This is a genomic window from Pseudomonas sp. 10S5 (assembly GCF_035019745.1).
Lineage (GTDB): Bacteria > Pseudomonadota > Gammaproteobacteria > Pseudomonadales > Pseudomonadaceae > Aquipseudomonas.
Genome location: NZ_JASJVL010000012.1, coordinates 1 through 22,545, shown reverse-complemented (window position 1 = coordinate 22,545; position 22,545 = coordinate 1). Strand labels below are relative to the sequence as shown.

General features: G+C 56.4%; 21 protein-coding genes. 15 read left to right on the top strand and 6 right to left on the bottom strand.

Translation table 11 applies throughout. From position 1 onward, the window contains the following. The first annotated feature begins 230 nt into the window (after nt 1-230). The 4 genes from xdhA to guaD all read left to right on the top strand — a co-directional run bounded on the left by xdhA (nt 231) and on the right by guaD (nt 6,408). On the top strand, nt 231-1,685 hold the full coding sequence (gene xdhA, locus QN378_RS14565; RefSeq protein WP_323547354.1) for a xanthine dehydrogenase small subunit: 1,455 nt from the start codon (nt 231-233) through the stop codon (nt 1,683-1,685). Beyond that, the gene (xdhB, locus tag QN378_RS14560; protein WP_323547352.1) at nt 1,678-4,074 is read left to right on the top strand and encodes a xanthine dehydrogenase molybdopterin binding subunit; all 2,397 of its coding nucleotides are present in this window, start codon (nt 1,678-1,680) and stop codon (nt 4,072-4,074) included. Before xdhA ends, xdhB begins: the two co-directional genes overlap by 8 nt. A gap of 145 nt (nt 4,075-4,219) precedes the next feature. After that, complete coding sequence (gene xdhC, locus QN378_RS14555; protein WP_322204607.1) at nt 4,220-5,062, top strand: xanthine dehydrogenase accessory protein XdhC; 843 nt, start codon at nt 4,220-4,222, stop codon at nt 5,060-5,062. Nucleotides 5,063-5,073: 11 nt separating this feature from the next. Beyond that, complete coding sequence (gene guaD, locus QN378_RS14550) at nt 5,074-6,408, top strand: guanine deaminase (RefSeq protein ID WP_323547350.1); 1,335 nt, start codon at nt 5,074-5,076, stop codon at nt 6,406-6,408. 152 nt (nt 6,409-6,560) lie between these two features. Here guaD and QN378_RS14545 read toward each other — a convergent pair whose 3' ends face one another. Then, nucleotides 6,561-7,325, bottom strand: a complete 765-nt coding sequence (locus QN378_RS14545; protein ID WP_322204611.1) for a GntR family transcriptional regulator — start codon at nt 7,323-7,325, stop codon at nt 6,561-6,563. A 280-nt stretch (nt 7,326-7,605) separates the two neighbouring features. On the opposite strand from QN378_RS14545, the gene QN378_RS14540 reads away from it, so the two are divergent. Further along, complete coding sequence (locus tag QN378_RS14540; protein ID WP_322204613.1) at nt 7,606-8,952, top strand: NCS2 family permease; 1,347 nt, start codon at nt 7,606-7,608, stop codon at nt 8,950-8,952. A 136-nt stretch (nt 8,953-9,088) separates the two neighbouring features. Here QN378_RS14540 and uraH read toward each other — a convergent pair whose 3' ends face one another. Next, on the bottom strand, nt 9,089-9,442 hold the full coding sequence (uraH, locus tag QN378_RS14535) for a hydroxyisourate hydrolase (protein WP_323547348.1): 354 nt from the start codon (nt 9,440-9,442) through the stop codon (nt 9,089-9,091). Between the two features lie 371 nt (nt 9,443-9,813). On the opposite strand from uraH, the gene puuE reads away from it, so the two are divergent. From puuE to QN378_RS14485, 10 genes are all read left to right on the top strand, one after another. Further along, nucleotides 9,814-10,761, top strand: a complete 948-nt coding sequence (gene puuE / locus QN378_RS14530) for an allantoinase PuuE (protein WP_322204617.1) — start codon at nt 9,814-9,816, stop codon at nt 10,759-10,761. Then, on the top strand, nt 10,758-11,273 hold the full coding sequence (uraD, locus tag QN378_RS14525; RefSeq protein WP_322204619.1) for a 2-oxo-4-hydroxy-4-carboxy-5-ureidoimidazoline decarboxylase: 516 nt from the start codon (nt 10,758-10,760) through the stop codon (nt 11,271-11,273). The genes puuE and uraD overlap by 4 nt, the downstream gene beginning before the upstream one ends. A 44-nt stretch (nt 11,274-11,317) precedes the next feature. Beyond that, nucleotides 11,318-12,313, top strand: a complete 996-nt coding sequence (alc, locus tag QN378_RS14520; protein ID WP_322204620.1) for an allantoicase — start codon at nt 11,318-11,320, stop codon at nt 12,311-12,313. 57 nt (nt 12,314-12,370) lie between these two features. After that, nucleotides 12,371-12,871 carry an ureidoglycolate lyase gene (locus QN378_RS14515; protein ID WP_322204623.1) on the top strand — a complete coding sequence of 167 codons (501 nt, stop codon included), beginning with the start codon at nt 12,371-12,373 and terminating at the stop codon, nt 12,869-12,871. A 52-nt stretch (nt 12,872-12,923) separates the two neighbouring features. Next, a complete protein-coding gene (locus QN378_RS14510; RefSeq protein WP_322204625.1) occupies nt 12,924-14,213 on the top strand; it encodes a urate hydroxylase PuuD in 1,290 nt (429 codons plus the stop codon). 112 nt (nt 14,214-14,325) lie between these two features. Continuing rightward, nucleotides 14,326-15,681 carry a nucleobase:cation symporter-2 family protein gene (locus QN378_RS14505; protein ID WP_323547345.1) on the top strand — a complete coding sequence of 452 codons (1,356 nt, stop codon included), beginning with the start codon at nt 14,326-14,328 and terminating at the stop codon, nt 15,679-15,681. Nucleotides 15,682-15,855: 174 nt separating this feature from the next. Continuing rightward, nucleotides 15,856-16,656 (top strand): outer membrane protein OmpK, encoded by an 801-nt coding sequence (locus QN378_RS14500; protein WP_322204628.1) that lies wholly within the window; start codon nt 15,856-15,858, stop codon nt 16,654-16,656. Between the two features lie 171 nt (nt 16,657-16,827). Next, nucleotides 16,828-17,436, top strand: coding sequence for a TetR/AcrR family transcriptional regulator (locus QN378_RS14495; protein WP_322204630.1), 609 nt, complete (start codon nt 16,828-16,830; stop codon nt 17,434-17,436). Nucleotides 17,437-17,647: 211 nt separating this feature from the next. Further along, nucleotides 17,648-18,514, top strand: a complete 867-nt coding sequence (locus tag QN378_RS14490; RefSeq protein ID WP_322204631.1) for an urea transporter — start codon at nt 17,648-17,650, stop codon at nt 18,512-18,514. Nucleotides 18,515-18,559: 45 nt separating this feature from the next. Then, a complete protein-coding gene (locus QN378_RS14485) occupies nt 18,560-19,393 on the top strand; it encodes an ion transporter (protein WP_323547342.1) in 834 nt (277 codons plus the stop codon). A 152-nt stretch (nt 19,394-19,545) separates the two neighbouring features. On the opposite strand, the gene QN378_RS14480 is transcribed toward QN378_RS14485, so the two are convergent. Genes QN378_RS14480 through QN378_RS14465 form a run of 4 tightly spaced genes read right to left on the bottom strand, consistent with a single transcriptional unit; the run spans nt 19,546 to nt 22,242 of the window. Further along, the gene (locus QN378_RS14480) at nt 19,546-20,439 is read right to left on the bottom strand and encodes a metal ABC transporter substrate-binding protein (protein WP_322204634.1); all 894 of its coding nucleotides are present in this window, start codon (nt 20,437-20,439) and stop codon (nt 19,546-19,548) included. A gap of 44 nt (nt 20,440-20,483) precedes the next feature. Next, nucleotides 20,484-21,353, bottom strand: coding sequence for a metal ABC transporter permease (locus tag QN378_RS14475; RefSeq protein WP_322204636.1), 870 nt, complete (start codon nt 21,351-21,353; stop codon nt 20,484-20,486). Continuing rightward, nucleotides 21,350-22,114, bottom strand: coding sequence for an ABC transporter ATP-binding protein (locus tag QN378_RS14470; RefSeq protein ID WP_322204638.1), 765 nt, complete (start codon nt 22,112-22,114; stop codon nt 21,350-21,352). Before QN378_RS14470 ends, QN378_RS14475 begins: the two co-directional genes overlap by 4 nt. Beyond that, nucleotides 22,111-22,242: a hypothetical protein gene (locus tag QN378_RS14465; RefSeq protein WP_322204640.1), complete on the bottom strand. Its 132-nt coding sequence runs from the start codon at nt 22,240-22,242 to the stop codon at nt 22,111-22,113. The genes QN378_RS14470 and QN378_RS14465 overlap by 4 nt, the downstream gene beginning before the upstream one ends. Nucleotides 22,243-22,545: the final 303 nt, after the last annotated feature.

The window sequence follows — 22,545 nt, the reverse complement described above, 5'->3', positions numbered from 1 at the left end:
GCGCAGTGTATCGCATGGCGCACGGCCATAAGACTTGAATCTGGCACGAAATAAGCAATTATTTAAACAGCAGTCAAAAAGCTAACCGCTGGCGTGGCACACCGTTAATCGGCAAATAGGGAAAATTCGGGTTTTCTTGACTTTAAGGTCAGAAATTTATTGACCATAAAGTCAGAGCTGATAAATTCACCCCCTGTGTTCGATTATAAAAATAGTGCAGAGAGGCCTCCGTGATCCAATTCTTACTTAATCAGGAACTGCGAACTGAGCACGTCCTGGACCCGAATTCGACGGTGCTCAATTATTTACGTGAGCACTTGGGTAAACCCGGCACCAAAGAAGGCTGCGCCAGTGGCGACTGTGGCGCCTGCACGGTGGTGATCGGCGAATTGAATCTCGACGACGGCCAAGAACATCTGCGTTATCGCAGCCTCAACTCATGCCTGACGTTCGTCGCCTCGTTGCACGGTAAACAACTGATCACCGTTGAAGACCTAAAGCATCAAGGTCAACTGCACAGTGTGCAAAAAGCCATGGTCGATTGTCATGGCTCGCAATGCGGCTTCTGCACACCAGGGTTTGTCATGTCGCTGTTCGCGCTGCAAAAGAACAGCACTGAAGCCAACGGTCATCAAGCCCACGAAGCACTGGCCGGTAATTTGTGCCGCTGCACCGGTTATCGCCCGATTCTGGCCGCCGCCGAGCAAGCGTGCGGCGATCAACGCCAACCTGATCAATTCGATCAGCGCGAGGCCGCGACCATTGCCCGCCTGCGCGCCATCGCGCCGAAGGAAACCGCTGAACTCAACAGCGGCGACAAACGTTGCCTGGTGCCGCTGACCGTCAGCGACTTGGCCGAACTGTATGACTCATACCCACAAGCGCGTTTGCTGGCGGGCGGCACCGATCTGGCGCTGGAGGTGACGCAGTTCCATCGCACGCTGCCGGTGATGATCTATGTCGGCAACATCGAAGCCATGAAACGCATTGAACATTTCGACGACCGCCTGGAAATCGGCGCCGCGACCTCGCTCACCGACTGTTACGTCGCACTCAGTGCTCAATACCCGGACTTCGGCGAGCTGTTGCAGCGCTTCGCGTCGCTGCAAATCCGCAATCAAGGCACCCTCGGCGGCAACATCGGCAACGCTTCACCGATTGGTGATTCGCCCCCACTGCTGATCGCCCTCGGCGCCCAACTTGTCCTGTGCAAAGGCCAGACCCGTCGAACCCTGGCGCTGGAAGATTACTTCATCGATTACCGGGTCACGGCGCGGCAGGACAGCGAATTCATCGAGAAAATCATCGTGCCCAAGGCCAACGCCCGGCAGGTATTTCGCGCGTACAAAGTATCCAAGCGCTTGGACGACGATATCTCCGCCGTCTGTGCCGCCTTCCGCTTGCAGGTGGAAAACGGCGCTATCGTTGAAGCACGCGTCGCCTTCGGCGGCATGGCCGCGATTCCGAAACGTGCAGCGGCCTGCGAACAGGCGCTGATCGGTGCGCCGTGGACGTCGGCCACTGTGGAGCGCGCTTGCGTGGCATTGGCGGATGATTTCACCCCGCTCTCAGACTTCCGCGCCAGCAAGGAATACCGCCTGCTCAGCGCGCAAAACCTGCTGCGTAAGTACTTCATCGAGCTGCAATCGCCTCATATCGAAACGCGGGTGACTTCTTATGTCTAATCACGCCCCGGAAAAAACCCAGACCGAAATGATCGCGCTGTTTCAGCAAGACCTGAAGACCGGCGTCGGCCGCAGCGTCAAGCACGACAGCGCCGACAAGCATGTGTCGGGGGAAGCGGTGTACATCGACGACCGCCTGGAATTCCCCAACCAACTGCACGTGTATGCGCGGATGTCTGACCGTGCCCATGCGCGGATCATCAGCATCGACACCGCGCCGTGCTACGCCTTCGAGGGCGTACGTATAGCGATCACCCACGAAGACATTCCCGGCCTCAAGGACATTGGTCCACTGCTGCCCGGCGACCCGTTGCTGGCCATCGATACCGTTGAGTTTGTGGGCCAGCCGGTGATGGCTGTCGCCGCCCGTGATCTGGAAACCGCACGCAAAGCGGCCATGGCCGCGATCATCGAATACGAAGACCTGGTGCCGGTGTTGGACGTGGTTGAAGCGTTCCGCAATAAGCACTTCGTCCTCGACAGCCACACCCACAAACGCGGTGATTCTGTCAGCGCGTTGGACAGCGCCGAACACCGCTTGCAGGGCAGTTTGCACATCGGCGGCCAGGAACACTTTTACCTGGAAACCCAGATCTCGTCGGTGATGCCCACTGAAGACGGCGGCATGATCGTTTACTGCTCGACGCAAAACCCCACCGAAGTGCAAAAACTGGTGGCCGAAGTGCTCGGTGTCTCCATGAACAAGATCGTGGTGGACATGCGCCGCATGGGCGGCGGGTTCGGCGGCAAGGAAACTCAGGCAGCCAGCCCGGCGTGCTTGTGCGCGGTGGTGGCAATGTTGACCGGACAACCGACCAAAATGCGCCTGCCACGGGTCGAAGACATGCTGATGACCGGTAAGCGCCACCCGTTCTACATCGAGTACGACGTTGGCTTCGATAACAGCGGACGCCTGCACGGGATTCGTTTGGAGCTGGCCGGCAACTGCGGCTGCTCGCCGGACTTGTCCAACTCCATCGTCGACCGGGCGATGTTCCATGCTGACAACTCGTATTACCTGGGCGATGCCACCATCAATGGTCATCGCTGCAAGACCAACACGGCGTCGAATACCGCGTATCGCGGTTTCGGCGGGCCACAAGGCATGGTCGCTATCGAAGAAGTCATGGACAACATCGCCCGTCACCTCGGCAAAGACCCGTTGGAGGTGCGCAAGGTTAACTACTACGGCAAGACCGAGCGTAACGTCACCCACTACTACCAAACCGTCGAGCACAACATGCTCGAAGAGATGACCGCCGAGCTAGAAGAAAGCTGCCAGTACGCCGAGCGCCGCGAGTCGATTCGCACCTATAACGCCAGCAGTCCGGTATTGAAAAAAGGCCTGGCGCTGACCCCGGTGAAGTTCGGTATTTCCTTCACCGCCAGCTTCCTCAATCAGGCCGGTGCGTTGATCCATATCTACACCGACGGCAGCATTCACCTGAACCATGGCGGCACCGAGATGGGCCAAGGCTTGAACATCAAGGTCGCGCAAGTGGTGGCCGAGGTGTTTCAGGTGGACATCGACCGAATTCAGATCACCGCAACCAACACCGACAAGGTGCCGAATACTTCACCGACGGCCGCATCCAGCGGTGCGGATTTGAACGGCAAGGCAGCGCAAAACGCCGCTGAAATCCTCAAGCAGCGCTTGGTCGAATTTGCCGCGAAACAGTACAAAGTCGCTGAAGACCAGGTGGAGTTTCGCAACGGCCATGTACGGGTCGGCGAGTTTGTGTTGTCGTTCGAATCGTTGGCGATGCAGGCGTGGGTTGGCCAGGTCTCGCTATCGAGTACCGGTTATTACAAGACACCGAAGATCTACTACGACCGCACCCAGGCCCGTGGCCATCCGTTCTATTACTTTGCCTACGGCGCGGCCTGTTGTGAGGTGATCATCGACACCTTGACCGGCGAATACAAAATGCTCCGCACCGACATCCTCCATGACGTGGGCGCCTCGTTGAACCCGGCCATCGACATGGGTCAGGTAGAGGGCGGGTTCATTCAAGGCATGGGCTGGTTGACCATGGAAGAGTTGGTGTGGAACGCCAAGGGCAAACTGATGACCAACGGTCCGGCCAGCTACAAGGTCCCGGCGGTCAGCGACATGCCGCTGGACCTGCGGGTGAAGCTGGTGGAAAACCGCAAAAACCCGGAAGACACGGTGTTCCACTCCAAGGCCGTGGGCGAACCGCCATTCATGCTCGGCATCGCCGCCTGGTGCGCAATCAAAGACGCCGTGGCCAGCGTCGCCGATTATCGGCATCAGCCAAAGATTGATGCGCCCGCGACCCCGGAGCGGGTGCTGTGGGGCTGTGAGCAGATGAGAAAATTGAATGCATCGGTTCAGGAAGCATTGGATGTCGCGCACGAATTAATCTGAGTCCAACCTGCCTGTAGGAGCGGACGTGTTGGCGAGGCGGTTCAGACATACCGCTCAGAACCTTCGCAACAAGTTGGTTCCTACAGACGATTGTGTCGCCGCAGATGGTTGTTTGGCGGCGTTGAAAGACGATCAGGAGAGAAACATGGATAACTGGATCAGTGCCCTCGCCGATTTGCAAAATCAAGGCGAGCCCTGTGTGTTGGTGACCATCATCGATGAGCGCGGTTCGACGCCGCGCAATGCTGGCTCGAAGATGGTGGTCAGTGCCGAGCGGATCTTCGAAACCATCGGTGGCGGGCATCTGGAATACAAGGCGATGGAAATAGCCCGTGAGATGCTCGCCAGCGGCAGTCAACACACCCGCCTGGAACGCTTCAGCCTCGGTGCAAGTCTGGGCCAGTGTTGCGGTGGGGTAAATGTGTTGCTGTTTGAGCCCATGGGCCATCCACAAGCGCAGATCGCAGTGTTTGGTGCAGGCCATGTGGGGCGCGCGTTGGTGCCGCTGTTGGCGAGCCTGCCGTGCCGGATACGTTGGATTGATTCCCGGGAAAATGAGTTCCCTGCGCAGATTCCCGAAGGTGTGTCACGCATCGTTAACGAAGAGCCTGTGGATGAAGTCGAGCAGTTGCCCAAGGGCAGTTATTGCATCGTCATGACCCACAATCATCAGCTGGATCTGGAACTGACGGCGGCGATCCTAAAGCGCAACGACTTCACCTATTTCGGCTTGATCGGCTCAAAAACCAAACGCATCAAGTTCGAGCATCGCTTGCGTGAACGCGGTTTCGATACCGCGCTGTTGCAACGCATTCGTTGCCCAATGGGCTTGGCCGAAGTCAAAGGCAAATTGCCGATCGAAATTGCCGTGTCCATCGCCGCTGAAGTAATCGCCACCTACAACGCTAATTTCGGCCAGCACAGCGCCGACGCCGTGCCGATTGCCCACTTGCTGCCGGTCTCCCGCCGCAGCCAAGCACAACAATAAATGAGAGTGTTATGAAGTCCGTGTCTGTCAGTACCCATGCAAGCACCATCAAAAAAGCCTACCGCGCCGCGATTCTGCACAGCATCGCTGATCCGGCGGAAGTTGTGATCGAGGCCTCCTATGAGTATTTTCCCGACGGCTTACTGGTGGTCGAGGACGGCAACATAGTCGCCCTTGGGCACGCTGCAGATTTACTTGGCACGCTCGGCAGTGATGTCGAGGTCACGCAATACCCGGACGCGTTGATCACCCCCGGGTTCATCGATACCCACATCCATTTGCCGCAGACCGGGATGGTCGGGTCCTATGGCGAGCAGTTGCTGGACTGGCTGAACACCTACGTTTTCCCCTGCGAAAAGCAGTTTGCCGACGCGGCGCATTCGGCCGAAGTATCAGAGATTTTCATCAAGGAATTGCTGCGCAACGGCACCACCACCGCGCTGGTATTCGGCAGTGTGCACAAGGCCTCGGTGGAGGCTTTTTTCAGCGCGGCAGAGAAGCTCAACTTGAGGATGATCGCCGGCAAGGTGATGATGGACCGCAATGCCCCGGATTACCTGACCGATACCGCAGAGTCCAGCTACGTCGACAGCAAAGCGTTGATCGAACGCTGGCACGGCAAGGGTCGTTTGCACTACGCCGTAACGCCGCGCTTCGCGCCCACCAGCACCCCGGAACAATTGGCGCTGGCCGGGCAACTGCTCGACGAATACCCAGACGTGTATATGCAAACGCACATCAGCGAGAACCTGCAAGAAGTTGAGTGGGTGAAGGCGTTGTTCCCGGAACGCAGCAATTATCTGGATGTGTACGACCACTTCAAATTGCTCGGTAAACGCTCGGTATTTGCCCATGGCGTGCACTTGTGCGACGACGAATGCGCAAGGCTGGCGGAAACCGGTTCGGCGGTGGCGTTCTGCCCGACGTCTAACCTGTTCCTCGGCAGCGGTTTGTTTGATTTGCCCATGGCGGAGAAGCACAAGCTCAACATCGGTTTGGGCACCGATGTCGGCGCGGGCACGAGCTTCTCGCTGCTGCACACGCTGAACGAAGCGTACAAGGTGATGCAGCTCCAGGGCGCCAAACTGAGCCCGTTCAAATCGCTGTACCTGGCGACGTTGGGCGGCGCACGGGCGTTGCGTCTTGAAGACAAGATCGGCACGTTGTATCCGGGAACCGAAGCAGACTTCGTGGTGCTTGATTGCACCGCTACGCCGCTCCTCGCCTACCGCTTGAAACAGGCGAAGGATATCGAGGAGAAGTTGTTCGTGCTGACCACCCTGGGGGATGACCGAACCGTGCTGGAGACCTACTCGGCCGGGCAGCGAGTGCACAAGCGCGACTAGTCACCGACGCGGATTTTTCTGAAGGACCGCGGCGTGGTCTTCCCGAATAAATTCGGTCCCACAGGATTTCAACCGGTCGATTCCTCAGCTAACTCCTGATACAGCGCGGATCTGTAGGAGCCAACGTGTTGGCTCCTACAGGGACTCCTGACTTAAACCGCCTGATTCCTACCCGGTTTTTTCTTGGTCAGCATCAAGTGCGAGAACACTGCGTGCAGGTCGTCGGAGGCGCTGTCTTCGTCGAGGTTGAGCTTGCTGTCGATGTGGTCCATGTGATGCATCATCAGGTTCACCGCCAATGCCGCGTCGCGCGCTTCTATGGCATCGATCAACTGGTTGTGTTCATCGTAAGAGCAGTGTGAGCGATTGCCGCTTTCGTACTGCGCGATGATCAATGAGGTCTGCGACACCAGGCTGCGCTGGAAGCTGATCAGCGGCGCATTCTTCGCCGCTACGGCCAATTTCAAGTGAAACTCCCCCGATAAACGAATCCCCGCGCCGCGATCCCCGCGGGAAAAACTGTCGCGCTCGTCGCTGACCATCTGTCGCAGTTCGGCGAGTTGCTCAGGCGTTGCATGCTCGACGGCCAGTTCAGTAATCGCCTTCTCCACCATGCGCCGCGCAAAGAACACCTGACGCGCTTCTTCCACACTCGGGCTGGCCACTACCGCGCCACGGTTTGGCCGTAGCAGCACGACCCCTTCGTGGGCCAAACGTGATAGCGCACGACGAATAATCGTGCGGCTGACACCGAAAATTTCCCCCAGCGCTTCCTCACTCAGTTTCGTACCGGGTGCCAGACGTTGCTCCAAAATAGCCTCAAAGATATGCGCATAAACGATATCGTCCTGGGTTCCGGTGCGGCCAGTCTTGAGGGTACGCGGATGCTTTTTGAGGGGCTGCAACTGTTCGTTCATGGGTTCTCGAGGGCAAGTCACAGAAAAGTACCGGGACATTGTACACAGTGCATTGGCGTTGAATAGCGACAGCTATATCGACAGCGTTATGCATACAGTTCTAAATATTTAGCCAACAGCGTAAAAAACATTATTTGCTTTTTTTGTATACAAAAGCATAATCGGCCTCGTGCAAATTCCTGACTTGATGGTCAAAAAAACCATCAACTCAAACGCACCACCTCACTGCGCTATTACTGGCGTGGGAAAAACAATAAAAGTCTTGAGGAGTACCCCTGCTGTGGAAAGTCGAAAATCCGAAGCAACAACGCTGGATCTTACGCCGCCAAGCACAGGCTTGCTTGAACGTGTCTTCAAGCTAAGTGTGCATGGCACAACCGTCAGAACCGAACTGCTAGCGGGCCTGACCACGTTCATCACCATGGCGTACATCATCTTCGTCAACCCCAATATCATGGCCGACGCCGGCATCGACCACGGGGCAGCGTTCGTCGCTACCTGTATCGCCGCCGCGCTAGGCTGCCTGTTGATGGGGTTGTACGCGAACTGGCCCGTAGGTTTGGCGCCGGGTATGGGCTTGAATGCCTTTTTTACCTACACCGTGGTCGGCACCATGGGCTACAGCTGGCAAACCGCGCTGGGTGCTGTGTTTATTTCCGGCTTGATCTTCATGTTTCTGACCCTGTCGCGCATTCGCGAATGGCTGCTCAATAGCATCCCGATCAGTTTGCGTTTCGCCATGGGCGCGGGAGTTGGTTTGTTTCTTGGCATCATTGGCTTGAAAACCGCCGGTATCGTGGTCGCCAGCCCCAGCACGTTGATCAAGCTTGGCTCGCTGCGTGAACCTGGGCCGTTATTGGCTGCGATCTGTTTTCTGATGATTGCCGTGCTGAGCTACCACCGCGTTTTCGGTGCGATTCTGATCAGTATTATTGCGGTGACACTCGCCGGCTGGGGTTTGGGGTTGGTGCAATACAACGGCATTTTTTCTACCCCGCCGAGCTTGGCCCCGACTTGGCTGGCAATGGACGTCAAGGGCGTGTTCAACGTCAGCATGATCAGCGTGGTGTTGGCGTTTCTGTTCGTGCACATGTTCGACACCGCAGGCACCTTGATGGGCGTTGCTCAGCGCGCAGGACTGGTGAAGCCTGACGGAAAAATTGAAAACCTGTCCAAAGCGCTGAAGGCTGACAGTGCCTCCAGCGTATTTGGCGCCCTGGTCGGCGTGCCTCCCGTTACCAGCTATGTCGAAAGCGCCGCAGGTGTTGCGGCAGGAGGACGTACCGGGCTCACCGCAGTTACCGTTGGCGTGCTGTTTATCGTGGCAATGTTTTTTGCACCGCTGGCCGGGATGATCCCCGCCTATGCCACTGCTGGGGCGCTGATCTACGTCGCGATGCTTATGATGGGTGGCATGGCACACATCAACTGGGACGAAGCCACCGACAGCATTCCAGCCATCGTCACCGTGATCATGATGCCGTTGACGTTCTCGGTCGCAGACGGCATTGCCCTTGGCTTTATCACCTACGTGGTGCTCAAGGTCGGCACCGGCAAGCACAAGGAAATCTCCGTCAGCCTGTATGCGCTGTGTGTGATTTTCATCGCCAAGTTCGTATTCCTGTAAGCAGCACACGACATCGGGTGAAGGCAGATCTGTTAGCCGTCGCCCGATAACTCGAAGCCAGTGACCGTTTTTCGCACCAAAAAAAGCCCGCAGTGTGGGCGGGCAAGAGGAAATGAAACAGATTGACCAGCGGTAGTTAACTACCGCGATAGGTCGAATAGCTGTAAGGCGAAATCAACAGCGGCACATGGTAATGATCTTGCGTAGCGTCGATGCCAAACCGCAGTACCACGACGTCGAGAAAGGCTTGATCGGGCAACGTCGTACCTCGAGCCCGGTAATATTCACCGGCCTGGAACTGCAATTGATAAACCCCAGTGCGATAGTCGTCACCTTCCAACAACGACGCATCGCAGCGGCCGTCGCTATTGGTCACGGCCTTGGCGACTGACTCCAGGCGGTCACCTTCGACTCGGTACAGTTCAATTTTGATGCAGCTGCCGGGGCAGCCGTGTGCGGCGTCCAGTACATGCGTCGTCAGTCGTCCCATTGTTTGTCTGCCCTGCGCGGTCTGTTAAAGGATAAATACCGCCCCGTTCTAGTGCGCTGACCGGGGCGACGATGTGGAATTAAGACATTTTTTATAAAAATTGTACACAATAAAAACCACACCTTTTCCTGAGTCGCCTGCTACTTCGACACAGCTGCCGTTTTGGCCTTAAATCAAGCGGTTCAAGCATCGCAGGACTAGAAGCTGATCGATTAGGCAAGTTTCTTGCAAACAGATTATTCTGAAAAAGATGAAAAGTCGGGCTTACAAAACGATCAATAAGTTGTATACAATCGATCCATCGCGGTGGCTCATCCCGGATTGACCCGGCAACCACTGCCACTGACAACACGTACAGAAGGAAGAGCGCAGTGAGTGCTGATTATCCACGCGACCTGATCGGTTACGGCAATAACCCACCCCATCCCCACTGGCCAGGGAATGCCCGCATCGCCTTGTCGTTCGTACTGAATTACGAAGAAGGCGGCGAGCGTAATATTTTGCACGGCGATAGCGAATCCGAGTCCTTCCTGTCGGAAATGGTCTCGGCGCAACCGCTGCAGGGCGAGCGCAACTTGAGCATGGAGTCGCTCTACGAATATGGCAGCCGCGCGGGTGTCTGGCGAGTGCTCAAGCTGTTCAAGGCGTTCGATATTCCGCTGACTGTTTTTGCCGTAGCCATGGCCGCGCAGCGTCATCCGGAGGTGATCCGCGCCATGGTTGAAGCCGGTCATGAGATTTGCAGCCACGGCTACCGTTGGATCGACTATCAGTACATGGACCAAGCCCAAGAGCGTGAACACATGCTTGAAGCGGTCCGCATCCTCACCGAGATCAGCGGCGAGCGTCCGCTGGGTTGGTACACCGGTCGTACCGGTCCTAACACCCGTCGGTTGGTCATGGAGGAAGGCGGCTTCTTGTATGACTCGGACACCTATGACGATGACCTGCCCTACTGGGAACCGAACAACCCCACTGACAAGCCGCACCTGGTAATTCCGTACACCCTCGACACCAACGACATGCGTTTTACTCAGGCCCAGGGCTTTAACAACGGCGAGCAGTTTTTTCAGTACCTCAAGGACGCTTTCGATGTGCTGTATGCCGAAGGCGCCGAGGCACCGAAGATGCTCTCGATCGGTTTGCACTGCCGCCTGATCGGGCGCCCGGCCCGCTTGGGCGCGCTGAAACGCTTCCTCGAGTACGCCAAAGGTCACGAGCAGGTTTGGTTCAGTCGCCGGGTAGACATCGCGCGCCATTGGCACGCTGAACATCCGTATCAAGCGACAGCCTGTAAAAAAGGACAGACAGCGAAATGACTCATTTCCAAACCCTGACACCGTCGACCCTGAGCCGCGATGAATTCGTCGCCGCCTTCGCTGACGTTTACGAGCATTCAGCGTGGGTTGCGGAAATGGCCTACGACCTGGGTCACGACGCCGATCTGGACCAGATCGAAACCCTGCACGCCCGCATGAGCGACATCCTGTTAAGTGCTGATCACGCCCGGCAACTGGCGCTGATCAACGCTCACCCGGACCTTGCCGGCAAAGCCGCCGTGCAAGGCCAACTGACCGAAGCCAGCACCCACGAGCAAGCTGGCGCCGGTATCCACCAATGCTCGGCCGAAGAGTTCCAACGCTTCACCGAGCTGAACGACGCCTACAAAGCCTCGTTCGCGTTTCCCTTCATCATGGCGGTGAAAGGCAGTGACCGGCATCAGATCCTCGCCGCCTTCGAAACGCGCATCCATCACTCGGTCGAGACTGAGTTCGCCTGCGCCTTGGCCGAGATCAACAAGATCGCGATGTTCCGCTTGCAAGCCCTCTGACCGCGCCTATCCCACGCCAATTCTAAAAAAGGCAGACAAGATCAATGAAAGCTTACGCCGCACCGTTCGAGAAGTTCGTCAACCTGGCCGATGCCCGTCTGGGCACCACCATTGTCTCGGTGACCGATGACTGGTTCGCCGACGCCAACCGCTTGTTCCAGCCCACCCCTGCGGTGTGGAAAGAAGGCGTGTTTGATGACAACGGCAAATGGATGGACGGCTGGGAGTCACGCCGCAAACGCTTTGAAGGTTACGACACCGCGATCATTCGCTTGGGTGTGCCCGGCTCGATTAAAGGCGTGGACATCGACACCGCATTCTTCACCGGCAATTATCCGCCATCGGCCTCACTGGAAGCCTGCTTCTTGACCTCCGGCGAGCCGGACGAAAAAACCCAATGGACTGAAGTGCTGCCCGCTGTCGAGCTCAAAGGCGACAGCCATCACTACCACGCCATCAACAATGATCAGGCGTACAGCCATTTGCGTTTCAATATTTACCCGGACGGCGGTGTGGCGCGTTTGCGGGTGTATGGCGTGCCGTTTCGTGATTGGTCAACCGTCGGTGATAGCGAACAGATCGACCTCGCCGCAGCATTGAACGGCGGTCGGGCGCTGGCCTGCTCCGATGAACACTTCGGGCGCATGAGCAACATTCTCAATCCTGGCCGTGGCGTGAACATGGGCGACGGCTGGGAGACCGCACGGCGTCGGACACCGGGCAACGATTGGGTGATCATTGCCTTGGGCCATGCTGGGATGATTGAGCAAGTGGTTGTCGACACCCTGCACTTCAAGGGTAATTACCCGGACACCTGCTCGATTCAAGGCGCATTCGTCAAAGGCGGTACCGACAGTCAGATCGAAACCCAGAGCTTGTTCTGGCGTGAACTGCTGCCGGCACAGAAACTGGAAATGCACGCCGAACACAGCTTTGCCGAACAGATCAAGGCCCTGGGCCCAATCACCCACATCCGCCTGAATGTATTCCCGGATGGGGGTGTGAGTCGGTTGCGGGTGCTGGGTAAAGTGGCGAAATAGCGTCGAGCCCCGCGAATAAATTGAACAAACAACAACGTATTCAGAGATAAAACCACCATGCGCACCTTAGTGATCGAGCCCCTGACCAAAGAAGCTTTCGCCCCATTCGGTGATGTTATCGAAACCGATGGCAGCGATCACTTCATGATCAACAACGGCACGACCATGCGTTTTCACAGGCTGGCAGACGTCGAAACCGCCACGCCGGAGGATAAAGCGATCATCAGTATCTTCCGCGCCGAAGCGCTGCCGATGCCGTTGACCGTGTGCATGTTGGAACGGCATCCGCTGGGCAGCCAAGCGTTCATACCGCTGCTCGGCCACCCCTTTCTGATCGTGGTCGCGCCGGTTGGCGATGCACCTGCATCAGAGTTGGTCCGCGCCTTTGTCAGTAATGGCAGGCAGGGCATTAATTACCATCGCGGCGTTTGGCACCACCCGGTGCTGACGATCGAAAAGCGGGATGACTTCCTGGTGGTTGATCGCAGTGGAACAGGCAATAACTGCGACGAGCATTTTTTCGAGGAGGGTCAGAAATTGATCCTCGCCCACCAATAAGAAAGGCCTGAACACCCGTAGTGGTGGCCGGCAAGATTCAGAGGTAGATACCGTGCAAGCACATTTGATGGAATGGCTGAATCTAAGCGTGCGTTGGATTCATATGATTACCGGCGTGGCCTGGATCGGCGCCTCGTTCTATTTTGTCTGGCTGGAAAACAACCTGAACCGGGTTAACCCGCGTGACGGGCTGGCAGGCGACTTGTGGGCGATTCACGGTGGCGGCATCTACCACCTGGAAAAATACAAACTCGCGCCCCCGACCATGCCGGATAACTTGCACTGGTTCAAATGGGAAGCGTATTTCACTTGGATGTCCGGAATCGCGTTGCTGTGCGTGGTGTTTTACGCCAACCCGACCCTGTATTTGCTGGCCCCCGGCAGTGGCCTGACGGGCATTGAAGGCGTGGCTATCGGCATCAGTTCGCTGATCGCCGGTTGGTTCATTTATGAGGCGCTGTGTGATTCTGCGTTGGGCAAACGCCCTGCCCTGCTCGGCCTAGTGCTGTTCGTGCTGCTGATTGCTGCTGCGTTCGGGTTCAGCAAAATATTCAGCGGACGCGGTGCGTATCTGCACGTCGGCGCCATCATCGGCACGATCATGGTCGGTAACGTGTTCCGCGTCATCATGCCGGTGCAAAGAGCATTGGTCGCGGCCATCGCCGAGAACCGCACCCCGGACCCTGCCCTGCCAGCCAAAGGCTTGCTGCGCTCGCGGCACAACAACTATTTCACCTTGCCCGTGCTGTTCATCATGATCAGCAACCACTTTCCGAGCACCTACGGCAGCCAGTACAACTGGTTGATCCTGGCCGGTATCGCGGTGATGGCGGTGTTAGTGCGTCACTATTTCAACACCCGTCACAACAGCCATAAATTTGCCTGGACCTTACCGGTAGCGGCGCTGGGCATGATCTGCATGGCCTATGTCACGGGGCCGACGCCGATATCGAAAGCCCCAGACGTGGCGGGTCCGGCAAAAATCGAATACCAACCTCTACCAGAAACCGCGTTGGGGGGCCATAGAGCCGATCCTGCTGCAGCCGTCGCCGCAGCACCCGTCGCGACCCAAGCAGTTGGACCCGATTTCAACGCTGTTCACAGCGTGATCAAAGAGCGCTGTGCCGTGTGCCACTCTGCCAACCCCACCAGCCCGTTGTTCAGCGCGGCACCGGCCGGAGTGATGTTCGACACCGCACAACAAATCCAGCAAATGGCCCCGCGCATTCAAGCTCAGGCAGTTATTTCGCAAGTCATGCCGCTGGGCAACATCACGCAAATGACCCAAAAAGAACGCGATCTGCTCGGCGCGTGGATCGATCAGGGAGCAAGGACGAACTGAAGGAGCACTAGGCTTTAAGCTGCAAGCGGCAAGAGCGCTACAGATTGGAACGCTTGCCGCTTAGCGCTCCGCTACCCCGCCACTCCCCAAAATAAAAATAACGAGGTGTTGCATGTCCGAGTCAAATCACGCGCGGATTCCAACCGCGCCGCCACGACAGCCTTTGCCCCTGCTGCAAATGATTCTGGTGGGCTTGCAACACGTCTTATTGATGTACGGCGGCGCTGTTGCGGTGCCGTTGATCATCGGCCAGGCGGCTGGTCTGTCCCGTGAAGAAATCGCCTTTTTGATCAACGCCGACCTATTGGTTGCCGGTATTGCCACGGTGGTGCAGTCGCTGGGCATTGGGCCGTTGGGGATTCGCATGCCGATCATGATGGGCGCCAGTTTCGCCGCCGTCGGCAGCATGGTAGCCATGGCGGGCATGCCCGGCGTTGGCCTCACCGGGATCTTCGGCGCGACCATCGCCGCCGGTTTTTTCGGGATGCTGATCGCCCCGTTCATGTCGAAAATCGTGCGCTTCTTTCCGCCGCTGGTGACCGGTACCGTCATTACCTCCATCGGCTTGTCCTTGTTCCCGGTCGCCGTAAACTGGGCCGGGGGTGGCAGCAAAGCGGTGAGCTTCGGTGAACCGGTCTACCTCGCGGTAGCGGCCTTGGTGCTGGCGACTATCCTGCTGATCAACCGCTTCATGCGGGGCTTTTGGGTCAACATTTCGGTGCTGATCGGTATGGGCATGGGTTATGTGATCTCGGGTTTGATTGGCATGGTCGACCTCACGGGCCTGGCTCAATCGCCATGGGTCAGGGTGGTCACACCGCTGCATTTCGGCATGCCGGAATTTCACCTCGCACCGATCTTGTCCATGTGCCTGGTGGTGGTAATTATCTTCGTCGAGTCCACTGGAATGTTTCTCGCGCTGGGCAAAATCACCGACCGCGAAGTCACCCCCGGCATGCTTCGACGCGGCCTGATGTGCGACGCGGCGGCCTCGTTTCTCGCTGGTTTTCTTAATACCTTCACCCACTCGTCGTTCGCCCAAAACATCGGTCTGGTGCAAATGACTGGCGTGCGCTGCCGCTACGTGACGGTGGTGGCGGGCGGCTTCCTGATCAGTTTGAGCTTGCTGCCGAAAGCGGCGTTTCTGGTGGCATCCATTCCACCTGCGGTGCTAGGCGGCGCGGCCATCGCCATGTTTGGCATGGTGGCTGCGACAGGGATTAAGATCCTTCAAGAAGCCGACATCGGTGACCGACGTAACCAATTACTGGTCGCCGTCAGCATCGGCATGGGCTTGATCCCAGTGGTACGACCGGAGTTCTTCGCGCACCTGCCATTATGGATGGGGCCGATTACCCACAGCGGCATCGCCCTCGCCGCACTCAGTGCAGTGTTGTTGAACTTGCTGTTCAACGTACTCGGGGGGGCTGAGCGCGAAGCCATGAACAAGGCTGCGCACCCGCATTGATCGCCTCTAGCTAAACCACCTGAAACAGATCGCCTCGGCTGACGGACCGTTGCTTGTCCGTCGGTCATGGCGAAGCCATGTCAAAAATTCACCCTTGAAACAGCGGAAAAAAAGCGCCGTCACAGAGCGCTACTTAATAAAAACCAAGCCACTCAACCCCTGGGAGCAACCCGCATGACTCTTATTTTTTCTCGCCTGGTCGCCAGCAGCCTGATCGCTGCCGGTATCCTGTTCGCTGCCGGCCAAACCATGGCCGGCGACCTTGTGCAATGGCAAAGCAACAGCCTGACGTATCTGTGGGGCCAGAACTACGCCGTCAACCCGGAAACACAACAGACCTTCACCTTCGAACATGCTGACGGCTGGAAGTACGGCGATAACTTTCTGTTTGTCGACAACACGTTTTACAACGGCAAACCGGACAGCCAAGTCGGTCATTTCGGGATGTATGGCGAGTTCACCCCGCGCCTGTCACTGGGCAAGATTTTTGGTCAGAAATTCGAGTTCGGTCCGATCAAAGACGTGCTGCTAGCGATGACGTATGAGTTTGGCAAAGGCAACGTCGAGTCCTATCTGATAGGTCCGGGTTTCGACCTGGCGATTCCGGGCTTCGACTACTTTCAACTGAACTTCTTCCAGCGTCATCCTGACGGTACGCGGCCGGGGAACAATGTGTGGCAGATAACGCCTGTTTGGTCCTACACCATTCCAGTACGCGGGTCGGACATACTAATTGATGGTTTCATGGACTGGGTCGTGGATAACGACAACAACGCTCGCGGTACTTACCACGCTAACTTGCACTTCAATCCGCAGATTAAATATGACTTGGGTAAAGCCATGAGCCTGGGCGAAAAGCAGCTGTATGTCGGTGTCGAATATGACTATTGGAGCAACAAATACGGGATTGAAAATAGCAAGAATTTCGATACTAACCAAAACACAGCGAGCTTATTGGTTAAAGTGATGTTCTGATTCCTGACGCCATTTCGCAGGTAAGCCGACTCCCACAGGATGCGTGCCATTACGCAAACTGTGGGAAATTCTAAGTTGGGAGCGACGCGCAGTGCCGGGCATTCTTGAGACTGCCGTAAAGCCGGTGCTACCATGCGCAACCGTCGGCACTGGCAAGGAATTTTCTGGTTTATGAGCAGCATTCGCGAGCGAAACAAAGAACTGATCCTTAACGCAGCCAGTGAAGAGTTCGCCGACAAGGGCTTCGCCGCCACTAAAACCAGCGACATCGCGGCTAAGGCCGGGCTGCCAAAGCCCAATGTTTACTACTACTTCAAATCCAAAGAAAACCTCTACCGCGAGGTGCTCGAAAGTATCATTGAGCCTATCCTGCAAGCTTCAACGCCCTTTAATCGGGACGGTGTGCCGGCCGAGGTACTCAGCGGCTACATCCGCTCGAAAATTCGGATCTCCCGCGACCTGCCCCACGCTTCAAAAGTATTTGCCAGCGAAATCATGCATGGCGCCCCGCACTTGACCGCCGAACAAGTCGGGCAGCTCAACGAGCAGGCAAAGTACAACATCGAATGCATCCAGTCCTGGATCGACAGCGGCCAAATTGCCCCGCTGGACCCCCACCACCTGATGTTCACCATCTGGGCGGCGACCCAAACCTACGCCGACTTCGACTGGCAAATCTCCACGGTTACCGGCAAACCAAAACTCGAAGACAGCGACTATGACGCCGCCGCCGAGACCATCATCAGGTTGGTGCTCAAGGGTTGTGAGCTCGACAAATAGGCTTATTGATTAAAAGATAATTTTGTAGGAGCTGCCGACGGCTAAGATTCGAGGCCTTGTGTTTACTGCGTGAACACGCGGTGTTGCAGGCGGGGCAGCATTTTCACAGACAGAAAAATGGTTTGACCAAGGTGACTGGTCGTGAATACACTTCGCCCACGACAAATATTGTATACAACTATAAAAATAATTGATCACAAAAAAATATCTCATGAACCAAATTTCTTGCCCGGACTGGGCTGAAGCCATCCTCAATGGCTTCAGCCAAGTTCTACTACAACGTCATCCTTCTTGCGGACTGCTTTGCCTCCTTGCAATTCTTCTCACCGCACCCGCGTTGCTCGGCGGCGCGTTACTCGGTGCGATAGCTGGTTTACTCACCGCACAACAGCGCGGCTATGATAAAGCCGAGCGCCAGGCCGGGCTCTACAGTTATAACGGAGTGTTGATAGGCGTGTTGCTGTGCCATCAACTGCCTTGGTCACCCCTGGTGCCATTGCTGATTATTGCCTGCGGCGGTTTGAGCGCAATGTTCATGCACCACTGGCTGGAGCACACCAAGCAGGCGCACTGCCTGAAGGTTTACACCACGCCGTTTGTGCTGATCAGCTGGCTGCTACTCGCTTTTGTGATGCCGCATATACCCGCAGAAAACACTGGCAGCACATTACTAAACGCCGTGCCTCAGGGCCTGGGCCAAGTATTTTTGCTCGATCAGCCACTGGCAGGGCTGATGATCGGCGCTGGACTGCTCATTGCTGATCGACGCGCAGCCTTTTGGGCCTTGCTTGGCTGCATCGGTGGAATCGCCGTCGCGCTTTTACAAAATGAACCCTCTAGCGCGCTGTTAGGGCTTGCCAGCTATAACCCGGCACTGGCCGGTCTGGCGTTCAGTCATCAGCGCAATAGACCATGGCTGCCTATATTCGCCATCGCTTTGGCGATTGTCTTGCAGCCGGGATTTTCACAGTTGGGACTACCGACCTTGACCGCTCCGTTTGTGCTTGCCTGCTGGCTGGTTCAGGCAAGCGCTCGCTTGCTGCGACAGTCGGCGTCCGATCACCGCTTGCGCTGGTGAGCCGAAAGCTCCAGGCTTTGCGAATATTCACTTTGGAATTGACCCATGGACAGCAACACCGGCTGGCGGGAACAGCTACGCATCATCATTTTCCACACAGACACTGCCGCGGGCCGTCGCTTCGACACGGCCTTGTTGCTGATCATCTTATGCAGCCTATTCATCGTCATCATCGACAGTATCGACAGCATTCATCGCCACTACATCGATTTCTTTTCCTATATCGAGTGGGGCTTTACCATCGTATTCGCTATCGAGTATGCCCTGCGGTTGTATTGCTCACCGAAACCAATGCGTTATGCCTTCAGCTTTTATGGGCTAGTCGATCTGCTGGCAATTTTGCCGGGAATCCTTGCGCTGTATTACGCTGATGCACAATATTTGCTGATCATTCGAATCATTCGGATGCTGCGAATCTTTCGAGTGCTCAAGCTTAGTCCCTACTTGAAACAAGCCAACTTCTTGCTGCTGGCATTGCGCGGCAGCAAGCAAAAAATCATTGTGTTTCTCGCCACGATTTCCACCTTGGTGATCATATTTGGCACGTTGATGTATGTGATCGAAGGGCCGGAGAATGGTTACACCAGTATTCCGGTCGGCATCTATTGGGCCATTGTCACGATGACCACCGTCGGCTTCGGCGATATCGTACCGAAGACGCCAGCAGGACAAATGTTAGCGTCGCTGTTGATGATTACCGGTTATTCAATCATTGCCGTGCCCACTGGCATTTTCACTGCCGAACTGGCCAACGCCATGCGCGGTGGCGACCTTGAACATCAATGCCCGGTGTGTGCCAAATCCAACCACGAAAATGAAGCGTCGTTCTGCGCTCGTTGCGGCAATGCGCTGTTTCCAAAAGTTGAGCAGCAGGTATAAGCACATTCGTTTTTAATATTTTAAAAGCGGCACCGCATCCAGCTATCGTCGCGCGTATCCACTTTGCGGATGACAAAATTTTCGAAGCCAATGAGCGAGACCCTACGCCGACTGTGTGAAACCGTAGCCCGCGAGGGTCGATTTTGTGCAGGTTATTTGCCCCGCATAGCCGCCGTTAATTTATCCACGTTGTAGCGAAACATCTGTGCATAAGTCGCCGCTGGGCCATCCGCAGGGGATAGTGCTTCGACGTAAAGCTCACCGCCGGGTTGGGCGCCGCTGGCGGCTGCGATTTGTTTGACTAGGCGCGGATCACCAGAGTTTTCGAAGAAATAAGCGCTGACGTGCTCGCTCTTGATCTGACGAATCAACTTTGAAACGTCGGCCGCCGACGGCTCCGCTTCGGTTGAAAAACCCACTGGTGAAAGGAAGGTCACGCCGTACGCATCGCCGAAATAACCGAATGCGTCATGGGAAGTCAGAACTTTGCGCTGAGCCGGAGGAATCGCTCGGACTTGAGCGCGAGCGTAGGCATCGAGCTCTTGCAATTGGGCGATATAACGGTCGCCGTTGGCTTGATACACACTGGCGCCATCAGGGTCTGCCTTCTTCAGCGCAGCAATGATATTGCGTGCGTAAACCACACCATTGGCTGCGCTGTTCCAAGCATGCGGGTCAGTGACGCGCTTGCCGTCTTCTTCCATGCTGCGGGTTTTAATGCCGGTAGATAGCACCACAGGCTCACCGCGATAACCAGACGCTTTTATCAAGCGATCCAGCCAACCTTCCAGATTCAAACCACTGACGAACGCCAGATCGGCGTTTTTCAGTGCCTGAGCGGCGGCCGGGGTTGGCTCGTACACATGCGGGTCGCCATTGGGGCCAATCAGCGAAGTGACGTGAACCCGATCACCGCCAACGTTGTGCACCATATCGGCAATGACAGTGAAGGAAGCCACCGCTTCTAGCGGTTTGGCCGAAACGAAACTAGAAAAAACGGACAGCATAATGGCTGCCACGGCGCCCGATAGCATTGGTTGTTTCATGTTGATCCTCGAAGTGCGTTAAGAAACAGCGTTAGGACGTTGGGTTAGTTAGCCAAGTGAGGTTTGGGGAACAATCGGCGCAGAATACCGCTGCGTCCGAACAACAACGAGAAGCCATAAAACGCACTTGCAGTCAGCACGATGGCTGGACCCGAAGCGACGCCTAAGTGATAGGACACGATCAGGCCAATGAGACCGGAGAGCGTCGCCACCAGTGTCGAAATCATCATCAATGCGCTCAAGGATGTGGCCCAGAAGCGCGCCGCCGTGGCCGGAAGCATCATCATTCCCACCGCCATTAAGGTGCCTAGCGCCTGGAATCCGGCGACTAGATTGAGCACCACTAACAGCAGAAAGAGCACATGGTAAAGCGAGCCTCGACCGCCCACCGCCCTCAGGAAACCGGGATCAAAACACTCCAACACCAGAGGTCGATAGATGAGTGCGAGCAGGATAAGGGTGAAGGAGGCAATCGCGCCGACCATGTAGATTGCGTTGGAGTCGATGGCGAGAATGGTGCCGAACAGCACGTGCAGTAAGTCGACATTGGAACCGTGGAGGGAAACGATCAGTACGCCTGCCGCCAGCGAGGTCAGGTAGAAGCTGGCAAAACTTGCGTCTTCACGCAAAGCGGTAAGTCGGCTGACCAATCCGGACAACAACGCGACTGCCAAGCCGGCAATTAATCCGCCAAAGCCCATGGCGGGCAAAGAGAGGCCAGCGAATAAAAAGCCCACCGCCGCTCCCGGCAACACTGCGTGACTCATGGCATCGCCGACCAGACTCATGCGCCGCAACATCAAGAGCACACCCACTGGCCCCGAGCCGATTCCCAGTGCCAGGCACGCGACCAGTGCGCGGCGCATAAAACCGAACTCAACAAAGGGTTCGACCAACGTCGTGTACAACATCATGACCGACCACCTGCGGCATTATCTTCATGGGTATCGCACAGGTCAGCGTCAGCACTCCAGAATTCGGCCATATTACGGGCCTTACGCAGGTTTTCGACGCTAAGTACTTCTGCGGTGGCGCCCCAAGCAATGCTCTCCCGAGCCATCAATAATGTTTGCGGGAAGTGCTGGCGAACTTGCTCCAGGTCGTGAAGAACAGCAATTACCGTACGTCCTTGCCCGTGCCAGACGCGCACCAGCTCCAACAGATCGCGTGTGGTACGAGCATCAATAGCGGTGAATGGCTCGTCCAGCAGGATTACCGCAGCATCTTGCAGTAGCAACCGCGCAAACAGCACCCGTTGAAACTGTCCCGAAGACAGCGAGCCAACGCTGCGTGTCTCAAACCCTTCCAGGCCAACCGCCAGTAGCGCGTCTTGGGTGAGTTTACTTTGATCGCGACTGAGACCACGGAAAGGGCCAATGCTGCGCCACGCTCCCATAGCCACGGTGTCAGAGACGCTTAACGGGAAACTGCGATCAATCTCGGCCGCTTGCGGCAAGTAACCCAGCGTGCGAGTGGCCACTTTGCCGAGGTCGACCCGTCCCGCCGCCGGTTTCATGGTGCCTGCGATGGTTTTGATTAAGGTCGATTTACCCGCGCCATTAGGACCAACGATGGCCGTCAGGCTGCCTGCCTCGAAGCACCCGCTGATGTGGTGCACAGCTGGACGACGCTCGTAAGCGACGGTGAGATTGTCCAAAACAATGGCGGCGCTCATGGAACGGCCACCGCCCAAACGATGGCCACCCACAACAGCACTAGCATGGCCAGCGCCAGAAGCACACGTTTCCAGGCGGATTGAGCCAGCACAGAGCTGGCAATGGAAGGAGCAAGAGGTGCTTTCACGGAATGAGAACCTGACACGATTTGTTATAGTATTACATAACTTATCGAGTTTGGTTCTTGCTGTTTCAAAAAGTTTTTACACACAGCCGACTGGCACGAAGATTATGCCAATCTTTCGCAGGAGCGCCTGTTCCCACAGAATCCCGGCTAACCGAAAATCTGTGATCCTGAACTGCGCCCCAAATGTTGGACACCCATCCAACTACCGGGGTGTTTTTCATGGGTCAATATTCAACGCAGTTCAAGCGGTCCGCCATCAATGCTTTCCTTGAGCGCGGTCAAGGTTTTCGTCACATAGCCGCT